Below are 14,214 nucleotides of genomic sequence, written 5' to 3'. Positions count from 1 at the left end.
ACCCTTAAAAGCAGGATTGATGGGAATCCCGCTGAGACTTTTCTGCCTGTTATGCAATAAGAAGTTAAAAGGATTTTGACATTCAGCAATCCTTTATCTTTTCTTTTTTCTTTATTATCCCTTATATTTTCCTTATACTACTCTTCTGCCTCAATTCCCACAGGATGTCCGGAAACTACAGGTGTCTGCTCAATGATTCCCATACCATTGACAACTCCAAACACCAGTCCAAGACAAATACCTGCAATACCGAGGAAAGCATATGCATCATAGAGTGTTCCCGTCTTGAGGATTGGCTGAATAACCAGAGGACTTGCCAGCTGTCCCAGGAAAAGCACGGTGGTAAATCCTGAGAATATCTTTCCACGTGATTCTTCAGGTGCAATTCTTCCAAGCCAGCTAAGGTTTGTAGTGTTTATAATTCCAAAAGCGATTCCTGCTATTATCAGCCCGGCTATAAGAGTTGGCATATCAGGTGCAACCGAGAGGATGAATACGCCTGCTCCCATCATTATGAAGAAAAAGAGATTTGTCTTCATCTCTGTAACAAAACCCGAGACCTTAACCTGCGCCAGTGCTCCAACAGTACCGAATAGTCCTGGAATTGATATCAAAGCACCGATAATCAGGGCTGATGTGATTCCTTTTTCATCCAGTACGAATGGAAGTTTCGTTGGTACTGAAAAGAAAAGCACCATTAGGGTGAATGTAGCGACATAGATAAGAGCAATACTTTTGAGTGGCAGCTTCTTTTCTTTAAAATGCTTTTCAACATTGTTGTTTACAGCATGATGCTTTTCTTCATTATTTTGCTCATTTCCATTACTCTTTTTTGATCCGCTGAGCGATATCATGGCTCCGGGAATTATCAAAAGTGCTATGAGGTAGATGTAAAAAGGTGCATGCCAGCTTATATCTGCAAGAGCGCCGCCTGCAACTTCAAGTACCACAGCCCCAAAACCCATACAGGCAGATTGCAGTCCTATCTTTTTCTTAAGCTCAGCACCGGAATAATTGTCTGCAAGAAGAGCTGTGGCACATATTGTCATTCCTGCGATACCGACACCAAGTAGCACTCTGAAAGCAAGTATAATGTAGAGTGAATTAAGAACAGCACCTGTAGCTCCTATAAATGCAAATATTCCAAGAGCTATCATGAGCATATTCTTTCTGCTGTATTTGTCAGCAAGAATTCCGATGAAAGGTGAACTGATGATTATTCCAAGTGCAGGGAGAGTAACAACCATGGACACAAGCAGGCTTGCGTCCGGTACATCTGAAAAGAATTCCAGCATCTCCGGGAGTGCCGGTGCAACGGCAGCTGAACCCATGATAGTGAGCATGGATGCACTGAGAATGACTATGAGTTTTAAAGTCTTGTATCTTTGAGACTTTTGCTTTGATTTTTGACCTGTTACTGGTTTTTCAGGGGGAATTCCTTCCATTTTCTGTCACCTTTTTCGTAAGCATTTTCGTAGCTGTTTTGTGCGATTTTGCGAAGAAACAATTTTGCCTGTTTTCTTTCTTCTTCCGAAAATCCGGAATATGCAGCTTCTTCCCATTCTCTGTCAATTTGTTCGATTTGAGGAATAAGCTGTTCACCTTTTTCTGTCAGATACACAAGCACAGCCCTGCGGTTATTTTCATCTGGAATACGTCTGACTATCCCATTTTTCTCAAGAACATTTAATGCTCTGGCAACGGTTCCTTTGTCAATGAGCAGTGATCCTGCCATATAATCCTGCGTGATTCCCTGCTGATCGGAAAGTACCATAAGAACATGGAATTGGCCGGATGAGAGGCCAAGTTCTTTCATCTGCTTGTTTATTCTTACAAAATGACTGCGATATGCCATTGAAATGTATGCCCCGAGGGGTATTTCGTCCATTAGTTTTCCTCTTAAATGTTGTCGTGGCAACTGTTGTTATGACATCCTATTGTTAATAACATATTTAAGAATGTTGTTGCAAATAATTCTTTTTCAGAATAGTTTTGTCGACTTTAAATTAGAAAAAAAGATGAATGCCAAGGTAATTCAGCATTCTTTTTAGTTAGGATAATTCAAATCCGGATAGGTCTAATTTGGATAAATGCGGATACTGTCAAGTTTTTCCAGTAATTTTCTTCCATTATCGGTAACTGTGTATCTTTTCCATGTTGATTTTTCCGGATTGATACACATGACAAATCCCTGATCTTTGAATTCTTTAAGCGCATGACTGATATTCTGTACAGACCTGTTTGTTTCCTGAGCAATGAATGATGCCTTCAGGATTGTATGTTTTTTCATGGATTCTGTTAAAACCATTCGTCTGTCGACATCAAGCACCCATGCGATAAGCTGGTCATCGATGGTGTTCTGGATATTTTCTTCCTGTTTTATGTTCTCCGTTATGGTTGGCACGATGAGTCCTCCGTTTTTTACAACAGTTGTTTGCACAACTGTTGTCATGACAACAATAATGCAACAAATGCTATTTAAAGGTTTTTAATATTAATATAGAAATTGAATATTTTTAGATATAATAAAATAGTCTACTGTTTTGTCAAAAAATTAAAAATACAGTATCAAAAGCAACGTATTTCTGGAAATCATCTAAGAATGAGACATAACTGAACTGTTATCACATATGGAAATATAGAAAGTTATATAATAATCCTACTTTTTCTTCTTCTCAAAACATTTCCTGAACTTATCCCGTGAAAACGGCTTTCCATGTCCCGGATAAAAAACACTGCATCCGGTAGCCAGTAACTTTTCCCAGCTTTTGATAAGTTCATTTTCATCATTGGCAAAAGGTGGATAAACTGTTTCTGGAAGCACATTAAAAAGAGTATCACCAACAATTGCAGACTCGTCATTGATTATCAAACAGACTGAACCGGAAGTATGACCCGGTGTGTGAATTATCCGGATTGTTGGTTCAGATTTCAAAAGGTCATAATCACCTTCAATTAAAATATCCGGTTCAACTGGAGTGAATTTACCACCAACAGAGAAGAAACGATTTCCAGCATTACTGATGATTTTAAAGAGAAGCATTGTCCCTTTTGGAAAAGGTGTATGCCCATTTTTGAGATAATCAACTGCATCTCTATGAGCTAAAACCTTAGCACCGCTTTTTTCCTTGATTTCAGCAAGGTGGCCTACATGGTCATAATGGGCATGAGTCACGACAATGTAATCAATATCAGTGATTTGAAGTTCTTTTTGTCTCAGGACTTGTTTCAATGGTTTCAGGTTTTTGGAACAGCCAGTATCGATGAGAATAACTAAGTCTGGAGCGGAAACAAGGTAAGCATTGGATTTTCCCATGGGAATAGGAGTTATGTTGCAGGCTTTACTCTGTTCTGACATTATTCATCTGTTTAAAGTATGTGCTTAATAAAATTAGACTATTTCCATATGTTTTCGGCTTTGGGCCGGAAACATTAGTCTGTAAAAATAGAATTTTGATTGCAGATACGTTATATTCTAAAAAAGAAGAGTTGATGGAGTTGAACTAACACCATCAACCTGCAGATGATTTTGATAACATCTGCCAGTATTGTTTGTCGCTCATTGCTCAGAGCACTCGTTTACCCATTCAATGAAGTTCTCGGTGCTGTCACCGGTACGTTCTGCTGTGGTGTGCCCCTGTCCCCAGACGGTTTCAAAATCAACACCTTCTACTGCATCGTATTGTTCCAGTGCAAGAGCAAGGTTTGTTTCCACTGTAGAAGCAGTATCTCCCTGTTCGATACCTGTGCGTATTCTCCAGTAAGTGGCTACGGTTGAACTGCCATATCCATCATAGTAATCACAGATATAGTACATTGGATTGTAAGCATTCTGGCGGTATTCAGAACTGTATCCCAGCTTATCAACGGATTGTATATCTGTCTGATATTCTTCGATGTAGGAAGAATCCCAGTCATCATATTCGGCGTATGTGTCTTCGTTTTCTTCCAGAAGAGCTGCCATAACAGTGTCGAAATGCAGGGCATTGCTTTCGTCATTTCCAAAAAGCTTGTTCTCTGCCTGTGCACGTTCCAGGTCATCGAAAGCACCTACATCTTTGGAAGGACTTTTGATATGGTTTGCAAATGCCTCTATACTGACAACGCTTACAGTATTTGTTTCTTCATCATATTCGATCCATGTTTCATCGGAATTCAGTGAATCGATATAATCCTGGGCTGTTTCATATGTTGTGGAAGATGAATCAGTTGAATCATCGGAATCTTCACTTGTCGAATCGTCAGTGGTACTGTCTTCACCAGTGCCTGCATTGTCATCATTTCCAAAAAGGCTGTTCAGGAAATTGATTATACTGTCAAAGAATGATGCAGATACCACATCTGAAGTATCATCAGTAGATTGGATACTGCTATCAGATGTTGTTTCACCAGGGAAATCACCACTTGGCATTTCACCATCAGGCATTTCTCCACTAGGGGCACCGCTTCCTCCAAATCCTCCGTCTGCCATGGTCGTTCCGGCTGACTCAGTATATGGGAATGTAGTATCACTCAGGAAGTTATTCAGGGAACCCTCAATGACTGATAGCTGATAGTCGTAATAGGTTCCGGATGTATAGACACCATCTTCTGACTCTTCAAGAGTCAGGACTTCTCCGTTCTCATCCATAAGTCCAAGTCCATTGATATAAGATGCATATGCTTCTGCCAGTTCATCAGACATGGCGGATGTCCAGGTATCATCTGCACGGGTTCCGGATGAGGAATATTGTCCCATGTTCCATTCATAGGCTTCATTGGCATAATCCAGGCTTGTGATTGGGCACCAGCACATTGCGCCACAGATTACATCACTGATATAGTTTCCATCTTCATCATAGATGGCTGCACCGATTGATTCCAGATAATCATAATAAAGTACACTGTCACCGGTTGCACCTGTAAGGCAACTCTGTGCACCGCCACCACTGTGTCCGAATGTGAACATCAGGTCAGTACTGCCAGGAAGAAGTTCCTGGTTGAACCTGTAGTAACGGATGGCAGCCTTCAGGTCTGTTACACCCCAGGGTGCACCGCCGCTGTAGATCAGATCGTCGTTTTCGTCATAACCGTTGTCCCTGCCGCGCATTCCTGCATAAACATAGACAAACCCTTCTTCGAGGTAGCTTGAGATGCTGCTATAGCTGTAAGATGTTGGAGCCGCCTGTGCGGAGTAACCTGCAGTATTTACCGGGAATACGATAGGTGCGGTTTCTGCAGTGTAACCGTTTATTTCGTTATCCGTGTTGACGGTACAGGTGTAAGTTCCGTCATCATTTTCAGTTGCATCCATATAGGCTCCAGGAACGTAGATTCCCATACTTTCATAATCGGTTGTTTCAGGAGATGAACAATAAACGACGTTGATCTGCCAGTATACATCGTTGTCTTCATCGTAGTTCCATGCACTGTTATCAAATGTCAGTGCTTCATTGTCCTGATCATAATTACTGATCAGTTCTGCCTGTTCTTCAGCGGTGCTGCCAGAACAAACTGGCAATATCACTGCCATAAGCAGCATTAGAACTAAAATTCTTTTAAGTAATTTCATGTCACACTTCCTCATAGTTTTCCTAAATAATTCTTAGTAGATTTTGATTGTATAGTATAAATAATTTAGATGATATGAAAAAAGAAAGATTGTTCTGAGATCTAAATTCCAAATCAAAAAATGTAGCTTTTTCACTAAGCTTTGGAATATCTTTGTTCATTCATTCACCTATTGTAAGGCTTTTGATGCGTGTGACCCCAATCACATTTGCAACAGGTCGCCTTTAACCACCCGATGAAGTACCGAACAAACAACTCTCAGGTGTTTTTATTCTATATATATTTAATTTACACGATTGAATATGAAATCCAAATTTAATTTCATCTCATTTTTCTGATATTATGAATATCAATTATAACTCAGGCATAATATTTTAATAAGATGTGATGTCCATTTATCCTGATGAACAACAACTAAGCATCCTGTTCTATTGAAAGTTGTTAGCTATTAATCGAAGATTTCGAGTCCCGGGTTTTTGCCATTAAGGAGGGCTCATTATGGATTTTAAAGATATTATTGAATTTACACAGAAACCACAGCTATACGCTGAAGGAAATGCAGTTATGTGGACGGATGCCCACATTTCAGAACAGTTGTTGAACATTCATCTCAATCCGGATGTCGATCTGGCAAGCAGGCGGAGTTCATCCATTGAGAGTACAGTTGACTGGATTCTCAATCTGCAGAATAAGGAAAACATGACCATACTCGACCTGGGATGCGGCCCCGGTCTGTATTGCGAACTCATTGCAAAGAGAGGACACAATGTTACAGGAGTCGATTTTTCGAAGAATTCCATTGAGTATGCCAGAAAGCAGGCCGCAAACAAAGGTCTGGATATCGAGTATGTGAACCTGAATTATCTCGAACTGAATGCGGATAACAAGTACGATCTTATGATGATGGTCTTCACAGACTTCGGCGTACTAAAACCACATGAAAGAGAAAAACTTATCAGGAACGTCCACAGGGCCTTAAAGCCAGGTGGAATCTTTGTATTTGATGTTCTGAGTGACAAAAATCTTGAGACAAAAGTCTCAGAAAGATCATGGGAGGTGGAAATGAGTGGATTCTGGAAGGACAGGCCATACCTTATACTTTCAGATTCTTTCCTCTACCCGGATGAGAAGGTTATACTTTACCAGCATATTGTGATTGCTGATGAATCTGAAAATATCGATGTCTATCGCTTCTGGACCCACTTCTTTGCTTCTGATGATCTGAAACAGATGTTGAGGCCGGAAGATTTTGAGGATATCGGGTTTTTTGATGATGTATTGCCGGATATTGATATGTGGAACGGTGATAATGTTATGTTTTGTAAAGTACAAAAAAGATGAAAAATAGATGCTAATAAGCATCTATTCTTTTTTATTTAAGGTTAAATATTCAGTAATTCACAGCCTTTTTAACTGTTCTTATCAGCTTCTCAAACTCATCCTCTTCCGGCAAATGTTTTGCAAATTCCACCAGAGTACAGAGTTCCAGACAATCTTCGATTTCCTTCCATTCCTTTCCCTTCACCTTCAGGTGTCGGATCAATTCTGCATTTGTCACTTCTTTCCTGAGTCCGTAGAAATGACTTAGATATAGTCTCAAAGCCTGGGCAGCAGTTCCATATGCATCTTCTATCTGTCCATCTTCATAGAGATGAACTGATTTATCCACAAGTTCCTTTGCTTCTTTCCTGAAGTCAATTTTCTCCTTTTTCGCTTCAGTATTAACGGCAATTGGCATTTCCTCTGCTTTCTCAGGTTTGTATTTGTTATATGCCAGATAAGCGAGAGCAAGGATTAGTAAAGCAATAATCACATAAAGCGAATAATTGTTGTTTTCCCTGTCCCTGACAAGTTCCACGCTATCCACAGTTTCATCTGTGAATATAGCATTTATCAGGGCAGTTTCGTTCGCTGGATTTGCATATTGTATCTGGAGATCGGTTTCATTACCATTTAGTGAGAAAGTAGCATCTGTTTCTATGAACCCATCGCTTTCCAGTTCCTTCAGATACTTCTGGTATTCTTCATTTCGGGCAAGTATATCTCTTAGATTTTGCCTGTCTTCAGCAATATCTTCCTGAATCTCCTTGATTTCTCCATCTTCCATTTCTCCCTGAATAGTTGCAGTCTCTCCATCTGGCTTTTCATAATTTGCCGTAAAGCTTCCGGTATTGTTTGAAGATGGATTTACACTGACATCTGTCAGGTTATAACCCATATCCTCCAGTTCCTGATTAGCTTCCTGGAAATCCATATTTGATGCAAGATTTTCCTGGAATTCCTGCTTTATTTTCTCTTGTTCCTGAATCTGCTCTTCCATCTGTGCTTTGAGGGCAGAGGTGTCCTGATCCAGCTGGTTGTTCTGTGCAGCCTGCTGGGAGGATTGTGAAGAGGACTGCGTGGAGGAATGCTGGTTCATAAATTGCTGCATCGCCTGTTGCATTTGCTGTTCCTGCTGAGCAAACGGGTCAGTTGACTGCTGGGTGGATGAGGCATCCTGTGATGAACTCTGCACAGCATTTGAATTGCTCTGGATCTCTGATTCATCATCAACAAAATGTACCAGTATATCTTCAAGAGTTACAGTCTTAGCTCCATCTTCATCATAACTGAAAGTAAGCGACACTTTCAGAGTTTCAGGGTCGTTGCTTGTCCCAAAACCAAGGTTCGTCCCGGAATCTCCTGCAGGAACCTGAAAATTTGTTGATTTTGAATTGGAACTGGAAAAGTGTACAGAACCTGTATTCATCTCCTGGGTAAAAGTAGCCTGCAGCATTCCGTTAATATCAGTTCCATAAGAGTTGTTCATATAGAGAGGAACAGAGGCCTGTTCGCCTGTCAGGAAATAGTATTCATCCTGTGGTAATGTGAAAGTGATATCCTGTGCGGATACCACAGGCATTATCATCAACAGGGATACAAAAACAAAAAGATCTAATGCAATGTTTTTCCTGCTCATTGTAATATCCTCCCTTTTCCGTACCTGTAATAGAGCTGGACAAGTGAGGTCACAAATGCTGCAAAAAAGAACCAGTCCTTGATGTTTGTTTCTTCAGTTTCCCTGCTTATGTTCTCTCCGATGTTCTTGTAGATTTCATCCAGTGTGTCGTCATCAACGGATTTGAAATATTTACCACCCGTCTCTTCTGCGATACTTTGAAGCGTGGCCTCATCGAGTTCCGCATACTGCGGGTTTCCAAACCAGTCATATCCTAGCAAAACCTGGCCTGTGGATCCCATTCCTATTGTGTATACCTGAATGTCATTGGCTTTTGCAAACTGTATGGCCTCATCCGGGCTGATATATCCTGCATTGTTAACTCCGTCACTAAGTAAAATCACAACTTTTTTCTTGTTAGGTATGGATGATGCCATGTCAATTCCAAGACTCAGTCCGTCTCCTATGGCAGTAGCTCCCTCTTTTGCTGTAATGTCCTGCAGTTTATCTATCACTTTGTCCTTATCAGGACTAAGATAAGCAGCGGTGGTTGCTCCGGATTCAAAGACCACCACTCCTGCATAGTCTTTATCTTTGAGAGATTTAATCAGAATCTCTGCAGATGATTTTGCCGCTTCAAGTCTTGTCGGCTGGTAATCCTGTGCCTGCATACTTCCGGAATTATCCATTACAAGCACAACGTTAACTCCTTCCTTGGTTTGTTCCAGAGGAATGTGGGGATTTGCAAAACCGATTACCATAAGTCCGATGGTAAGCAGTGAGAGGTAAAAGAGGTGCATATCCCTTTTTGATTTCCTGCTATCTCCGATTGCGGATTTAAGGAACGCAAGGTTACTGAACTTTATAGCTTCATTCTTTTTCTGTGTTCTTGCTTTTTTCTGAAGATAATAGATCAGAGGAATTAAAAGCAGGAATAGCAGAATGTAAGGAGAATCAAAACCTGCCATTATCGTATCTCCTTTATTTTTCTGGTTTTAAAGAACTTATTTAGTGCAGCTTCATAAGGTTCATCTGTTACCAGATCTACCATATCAATTTTCAGTTTCCTGAAAAGCTTCTGCAAACTTTCATTATGCTCTTTGACAAGTTCTGCGTAGCGCATTCTTATTTCCTCATCAGAAGTGTCTACAAGTAGTTGCTCACCGGTTTCTTCGTCCTCAAGTTCTATGAGACCAACATCAGGAAGTTCCTGTTCACGTGCATCCATGACCCTTAAAGCCACGATATCATGTCTGCTTTTCATGATGTTCAGGGGTCTGGAGAAATCCTCGGAGATGAAATCTGAAATAACAAAAACAATGCTTCTTCTTTTGAGCATTTTAGATATGGATTCCATGCTCTTCATGATGTCAGTTCTTTTTTCAAGTGGCTCGTAAGAAACCATGTTTCCAAGCAATTTCAGGACATGTTTCCTGCCTTTTCTTGCAGGGATGTGTTTCTCGACATCGTTTGTAAAAAGGAACAGACCAACGTTATCATTGTTCTTCATGGCCGAAAACATCAGGCTTGCAGCAATTTCAGTCGCTTTTTGCATTTTGCTGATATTGCTCCCAAAGCTTCCTGAGGCTGATACGTCTATAGCAAAATAGACACGCAGGTCTCTTTCCTCAACAAACTCTTTTATGAAAGGATGGTTAAACCTTGCAGTTACTTTCCAGTCGATGGCACGGACATCATCTCCGGCCCGGTATTCACGTATCTCTGAAAAATCGATACCCTGACCTTTGAATACTGAGTGGTAGTTTCCGGCTATCAGTCCGTCAACCTGTTGTTTTGTACTGATCTCTATTTTTCTTACCTGTCTGATAATCTCTTTTGCATGTTGCATGGCACATACCTCAGGTTATTATCGTCTTCGGATTAAACCGGAGGCTTAAGGGACTTTTACTTTTTCGAGTATCTCAGTTATCACGTGGTCGCTGCTAATCTCCTCAACCTCTGCTTCATAGTTGAGAAGCACGCGGTGGCGAAGCACGTGATATGCCACTGCTTTTACGTCCTCAGGTATCACATATCCCCTGCCGCTGAGGACTGCATGTGATTTGGCAGCAAGTATGAGCCAGAGGGATGCACGGGGAGAGGCTCCGTATTCTATATGCCCCTCCGTATCAACGGAATAATTCTGCGGATGACGTGTTGCATCAACTATCCGGGCTACATAGTCCATAATCTTCCTGTCGGCGTATACCTGTGGGATGAAATCCTGTATCTCAATTATTTCGGTTGATGTGAGCATCTTTGAAACGCTGGTTTTGACTCCCTGGGTGAACCTTTCGATAATCTCAATCTCTTCATCCTTTGTTGGATAATCGATGAGAAGTTTTGACATGAACCTGTCAACCTGGGCTTCAGGAAGTTTGTAGGTTCCTTCGGATTCTATAGGGTTCTGTGTTGCCATTACAAGAAAAGGCCGCTGAAGATGGAACGTGTCTCCCTGGATGCTGACCTGTCTTTCCTGCATTGCTTCCAGAAGTGCAGACTGTACTTTAGGAGGGGCACGGTTTATTTCATCAGCAAGAATGAAGTTAGAAAATATAGGACCTTTAAGTGTTGAAAATGAGCTTTCATTGTGGTTGTATATCTTGGTACCTGTGATATCTGCAGGCAAAAGGTCCGGTGTGAATTGCAGTCGCACAAAATCACATTCGAGACATTCTGAGATTGTCCTGACCATAAGGGTCTTTGCAAGACCAGGTACTCCTTCAAGAAGCACATGTCCCTGTGACATGAGTGCTATCAGAAGGCTGTCAATAATTTCATCCTGTCCGATTATTGTATTTTTAATCTCTGTTCTTAGTTTCTCAATCTGTTCCGAATAATGGATTGCCTTTTCGTTCAGTTTTTGAATATTCTCGTCCATTTGTTCACCTGCTTTTATGCATGTGATCTTTAAATTTCAGACTATTCAATTCATGCAAACCCCAATTGCATGAATATACTATTTTAGCCATTTTAATTGTACCAAACAAACGGAGAAGTATTACACGTTTTTACTTTATATCTTTTATTCTTATGTATATAGAAATGTTAGGCTGAAAGGTGATAAAGAACCTGTAAATTCTTTTTATCTTTTTCATACTTTAAAAAGAATATCTCCGGAAATGAAGCTTTTATAAAGCTTTATTTTCCATTTTAACACTATAATTTATCTTTTTCCTGTAAAGTATGCTTATATTAAAGCCAGCTAATCAGGGATTTGTCGGCAGAACAGTGACTCGGACTAAGATTCTAGAGTCCTGAAGAAATCTGACAAAAAAGCACTAAAGTTACAAAACGGCGATGGAGGAAATGTAATGAGAGATACATGGATGACATTTGTGGGTCCGATATTGCTATTGTTTGCAATGTTCAGGGCTTTGCTGCAGGTGTTGTTGCCTGAGTTACCAATCAACAATAGGAAAAAATCACTGAAAGGAGGATATGAATGAAACACAAGATCCTGAAAGGTATGGCCTGTGTGGCTGCAACAGCCGTTGTGCTCAAGGCTGTGTTACCTAAAAAGCACGTTAAAGACGAAGAATAATTGTAAGATAAAAAAACGATTGTTGTAAACTATCCACAATACCACCAATTTGAGATAGGGTTTAAATCCTATCTCAACCACCTTTTCATTAATTTTAAGAAATGATTCTAATTATTTCAGTTTAAAAGATGTACACAAATTAATTTAATATAATTATGGAATTATGGATAAAAAATAAGAAAATAGGATAAAAGAATAGGAAGGTACTTTTATGAAAAATTTTAAACTTTATACACTAATGGTTTTTCTTGTATTAGTGGTTCTGACCTCAGGTTGTACCACTACACAGGAAGAACAAACATCAAGTGATTCAAATTCATCTGATGTTCAAATGGAGGAAATGGGGGAAGCACCAGCAGGAATGGACGGGAATATGACACCGCCAGATGGAATGCCAGAAGGTGAAATGGGTACACCCCCCGGAGGCAGTGGAGGTTCTACCAGTGTAGATACCGGAACTGGAGCATATGTTTTAACTGACGGTGAAGAGCTGGATGGAGGGACATATACATCTATAAATGACGATGAAAATGCAATCAGGGCTGAAGATGAAACCACTGCAACACTTACCGATGTTACCGTAGAGAAGACAGATGGTTCTGCATCAAGTAGTGATGCTTCAAGTTTCTATGGTCTGAATTCTGCAATCCTTGCACTGGATAATGCGGTCCTTTACATCAATGGCGGTTCAGTTACAGCTACAACTGAAGGTTCGAATGGTGTTTTCGCATATGATGGTGCAACAATATACATAGAAGATACTGAGATCGATGTTTCCGGAGGAAATGCCGGTGGTATAGAAGTTGCCGGTGGCGGAACAATGTACGCAACTAACCTCAATGTCTTTTCAACAGTAAAAGCTGCAATACGCAGTGACCGTGGCGGCGGAACAATGGTTGTTGATGGCGGAACATACACAACCAGCGGAAGCTCAGGTGCACCTGCAGTTTACAGCACAGCAGATGTTACAGTAAGCAATGCAACACTTATAGCAGAAACTTCTGAAGCAGTTGTTGTTGAAGGATTGAATTCCGTTGTAATCAACAATTGTGATGTAACAGGAAGCATGGAAGGTGTATATGGCGCTGACAGTTCAGAGAACATCCACAATGTGATGCTATACCAGAGTATGTCCGGTGATGCAGAAGTCGGAACCAGCTCATTCACAATGACCGATGGATCCCTTGTTTCCAACAATGGAGATATGTTCTACGTCACCAATACTGAAAGTGTCATCACTCTGACAAATGTTGACCTGACACTTGCTGATGACACCTACCTTATGGTCATAGCCGGTAACGATGGTTCAAATGGCTGGGGATCTGAAGGTTCCAATGGCGGTATATGCGAAGTCAACTTCAATGAGCAAACTGCAACAGGTGACATAATGGTTGATTCAATATCTGAAATGACCCTGTCAATATCAGACGGTTCAACATATACCGGTGCAATAAACTCAGATGGAACAACAGCTTCAGTGCTTTCAGTTACACTCGATGATACAAGCACATGGACACTTACCGGTGACAGCTACGTTACAGAACTCAGTGGAACCACAGATAACATAGATCTGAACGGTTACACACTGTATGTAGATGGCGTTGCTTTCGAGTAAGTTTTTTAGGGATAGAGGGGAAGATTCTCCTCTATTGTTTTTTGCTTTTTGTTTTTAATAGCTGACCTTTTTTGGTGAGTCTGTATTTTTGCTTGCTACTTCTTGGCTTATCCGGAATCGTCATTTCAATAATTTTAGTTTCCAGTGAAGGTAAAAGGTAGTGCTTTCTAAAGTGTTCGTCGTCTTTTAAGCTCAGAGCATCCTGAAGTTCTTTTCTAGTCATTTCACCAACAATAGTATTAACCAGAATAACTTCCGGGGTGACTTCCGGGGTAGGATTAAAAGTCGTTGCCGGATATTGATATATGAGGGAGAATATTTTGTTCTCTAAGATGAGGAAGGTAGGTGGGCAAATGGGTGCATTAGAGGGAATCTATTTCCCGATTTAAAGCGTAGAGTTTCATTAAGTATATATAGATATATATCTTTTTTTAAAAGTGAATATGACCGATCCAAGTGTTTTTCCTTCATCAATTATACAATCAATTGGTGCAATCTATGCAATATTTGTAGCAGTTTTGATTTTCTCAAATGAAAACTCTAAAAAAATAAATCCTAAATATTTCA

General features: G+C 40.4%; 13 protein-coding genes. 3 read left to right on the top strand and 10 right to left on the bottom strand.

The window, feature by feature from the left end:
* Positions 1 to 137 precede the first annotated feature (137 nt).
* The 5 genes from METTI_RS12815 to METTI_RS12795 all read right to left on the bottom strand — a co-directional run bounded on the left by METTI_RS12815 (position 138) and on the right by METTI_RS12795 (position 5,521).
* A complete protein-coding gene (locus tag METTI_RS12815; protein ID WP_023846249.1) occupies positions 138 to 1,445 on the bottom strand; it encodes an MFS transporter in 1,308 nt (435 codons plus the stop codon).
* The gene (locus tag METTI_RS12810) at positions 1,415 to 1,888 is read right to left on the bottom strand and encodes a MarR family winged helix-turn-helix transcriptional regulator (RefSeq protein WP_023846248.1); all 474 of its coding nucleotides are present in this window, start codon (positions 1,886 to 1,888) and stop codon (positions 1,415 to 1,417) included. The genes METTI_RS12815 and METTI_RS12810 overlap by 31 nt, the downstream gene beginning before the upstream one ends.
* A 189-nt stretch (positions 1,889 to 2,077) precedes the next feature.
* Entirely contained in the window at positions 2,078 to 2,452 is a 375-nt protein-coding gene (locus tag METTI_RS12805; protein ID WP_023846247.1) for a hypothetical protein, read from the bottom strand.
* Positions 2,453 to 2,659: 207 nt separating this feature from the next.
* Positions 2,660 to 3,358 carry an MBL fold metallo-hydrolase gene (locus tag METTI_RS12800; RefSeq protein ID WP_023846246.1) on the bottom strand — a complete coding sequence of 233 codons (699 nt, stop codon included), beginning with the start codon at positions 3,356 to 3,358 and terminating at the stop codon, positions 2,660 to 2,662.
* 201 nt (positions 3,359 to 3,559) lie between these two features.
* Positions 3,560 to 5,521 carry a subtype A tannase gene (locus METTI_RS12795; protein WP_281170063.1) on the bottom strand — a complete coding sequence of 654 codons (1,962 nt, stop codon included), beginning with the start codon at positions 5,519 to 5,521 and terminating at the stop codon, positions 3,560 to 3,562.
* A 527-nt stretch (positions 5,522 to 6,048) separates the two neighbouring features.
* Between METTI_RS12795 and METTI_RS12790 the strand changes: the two genes are divergently transcribed.
* Positions 6,049 to 6,891, top strand: a complete 843-nt coding sequence (locus METTI_RS12790) for a class I SAM-dependent methyltransferase (protein ID WP_023846244.1) — start codon at positions 6,049 to 6,051, stop codon at positions 6,889 to 6,891.
* Positions 6,892 to 6,940: 49 nt separating this feature from the next.
* Here METTI_RS12790 and METTI_RS12785 read toward each other — a convergent pair whose 3' ends face one another.
* The 4 genes from METTI_RS12785 to METTI_RS12770 are packed head-to-tail and all read right to left on the bottom strand — an operon-like array spanning position 6,941 to position 11,369.
* Positions 6,941 to 8,509 (bottom strand): hypothetical protein, encoded by a 1,569-nt coding sequence (locus METTI_RS12785; protein WP_023846243.1) that lies wholly within the window; start codon positions 8,507 to 8,509, stop codon positions 6,941 to 6,943.
* Positions 8,506 to 9,456 carry a vWA domain-containing protein gene (locus tag METTI_RS12780; protein ID WP_023846242.1) on the bottom strand — a complete coding sequence of 317 codons (951 nt, stop codon included), beginning with the start codon at positions 9,454 to 9,456 and terminating at the stop codon, positions 8,506 to 8,508. The genes METTI_RS12785 and METTI_RS12780 overlap by 4 nt, the downstream gene beginning before the upstream one ends.
* The gene (locus METTI_RS12775) at positions 9,456 to 10,337 is read right to left on the bottom strand and encodes a DUF58 domain-containing protein (protein ID WP_023846241.1); all 882 of its coding nucleotides are present in this window, start codon (positions 10,335 to 10,337) and stop codon (positions 9,456 to 9,458) included. Before METTI_RS12775 ends, METTI_RS12780 begins: the two co-directional genes overlap by 1 nt.
* Positions 10,338 to 10,382: 45 nt before the next feature.
* A complete protein-coding gene (locus tag METTI_RS12770) occupies positions 10,383 to 11,369 on the bottom strand; it encodes an AAA family ATPase (RefSeq protein WP_023846240.1) in 987 nt (328 codons plus the stop codon).
* Positions 11,370 to 11,802: 433 nt separating this feature from the next.
* Between METTI_RS12770 and METTI_RS16225 the strand changes: the two genes are divergently transcribed.
* Together METTI_RS16225 and METTI_RS12765 are read left to right on the top strand one after the other, a co-directional pair.
* Positions 11,803 to 11,937, top strand: coding sequence for a hypothetical protein (locus METTI_RS16225; protein ID WP_023846239.1), 135 nt, complete (start codon positions 11,803 to 11,805; stop codon positions 11,935 to 11,937).
* 333 nt (positions 11,938 to 12,270) lie between these two features.
* On the top strand, positions 12,271 to 13,647 hold the full coding sequence (locus METTI_RS12765) for an autotransporter outer membrane beta-barrel domain-containing protein (protein ID WP_211232195.1): 1,377 nt from the start codon (positions 12,271 to 12,273) through the stop codon (positions 13,645 to 13,647).
* A 31-nt stretch (positions 13,648 to 13,678) separates the two neighbouring features.
* Here the strand turns inward: METTI_RS12765 and METTI_RS12760 are convergent, their stop codons facing one another.
* The gene (locus METTI_RS12760) at positions 13,679 to 13,882 is read right to left on the bottom strand and encodes a Fic family protein (RefSeq protein WP_342665140.1); all 204 of its coding nucleotides are present in this window, start codon (positions 13,880 to 13,882) and stop codon (positions 13,679 to 13,681) included.
* Between the last annotated feature and the right edge of the window lie 332 nt (positions 13,883 to 14,214).

The organism is Methanolobus tindarius DSM 2278 (genome assembly GCF_000504205.1).
In the GTDB taxonomy this organism is placed as follows: Archaea; Halobacteriota; Methanosarcinia; order Methanosarcinales; family Methanosarcinaceae; genus Methanolobus; species Methanolobus tindarius.
Note: the sequence above shows the minus strand (reverse complement) of the source record. Positions and strands in the feature narration are given on the sequence as shown.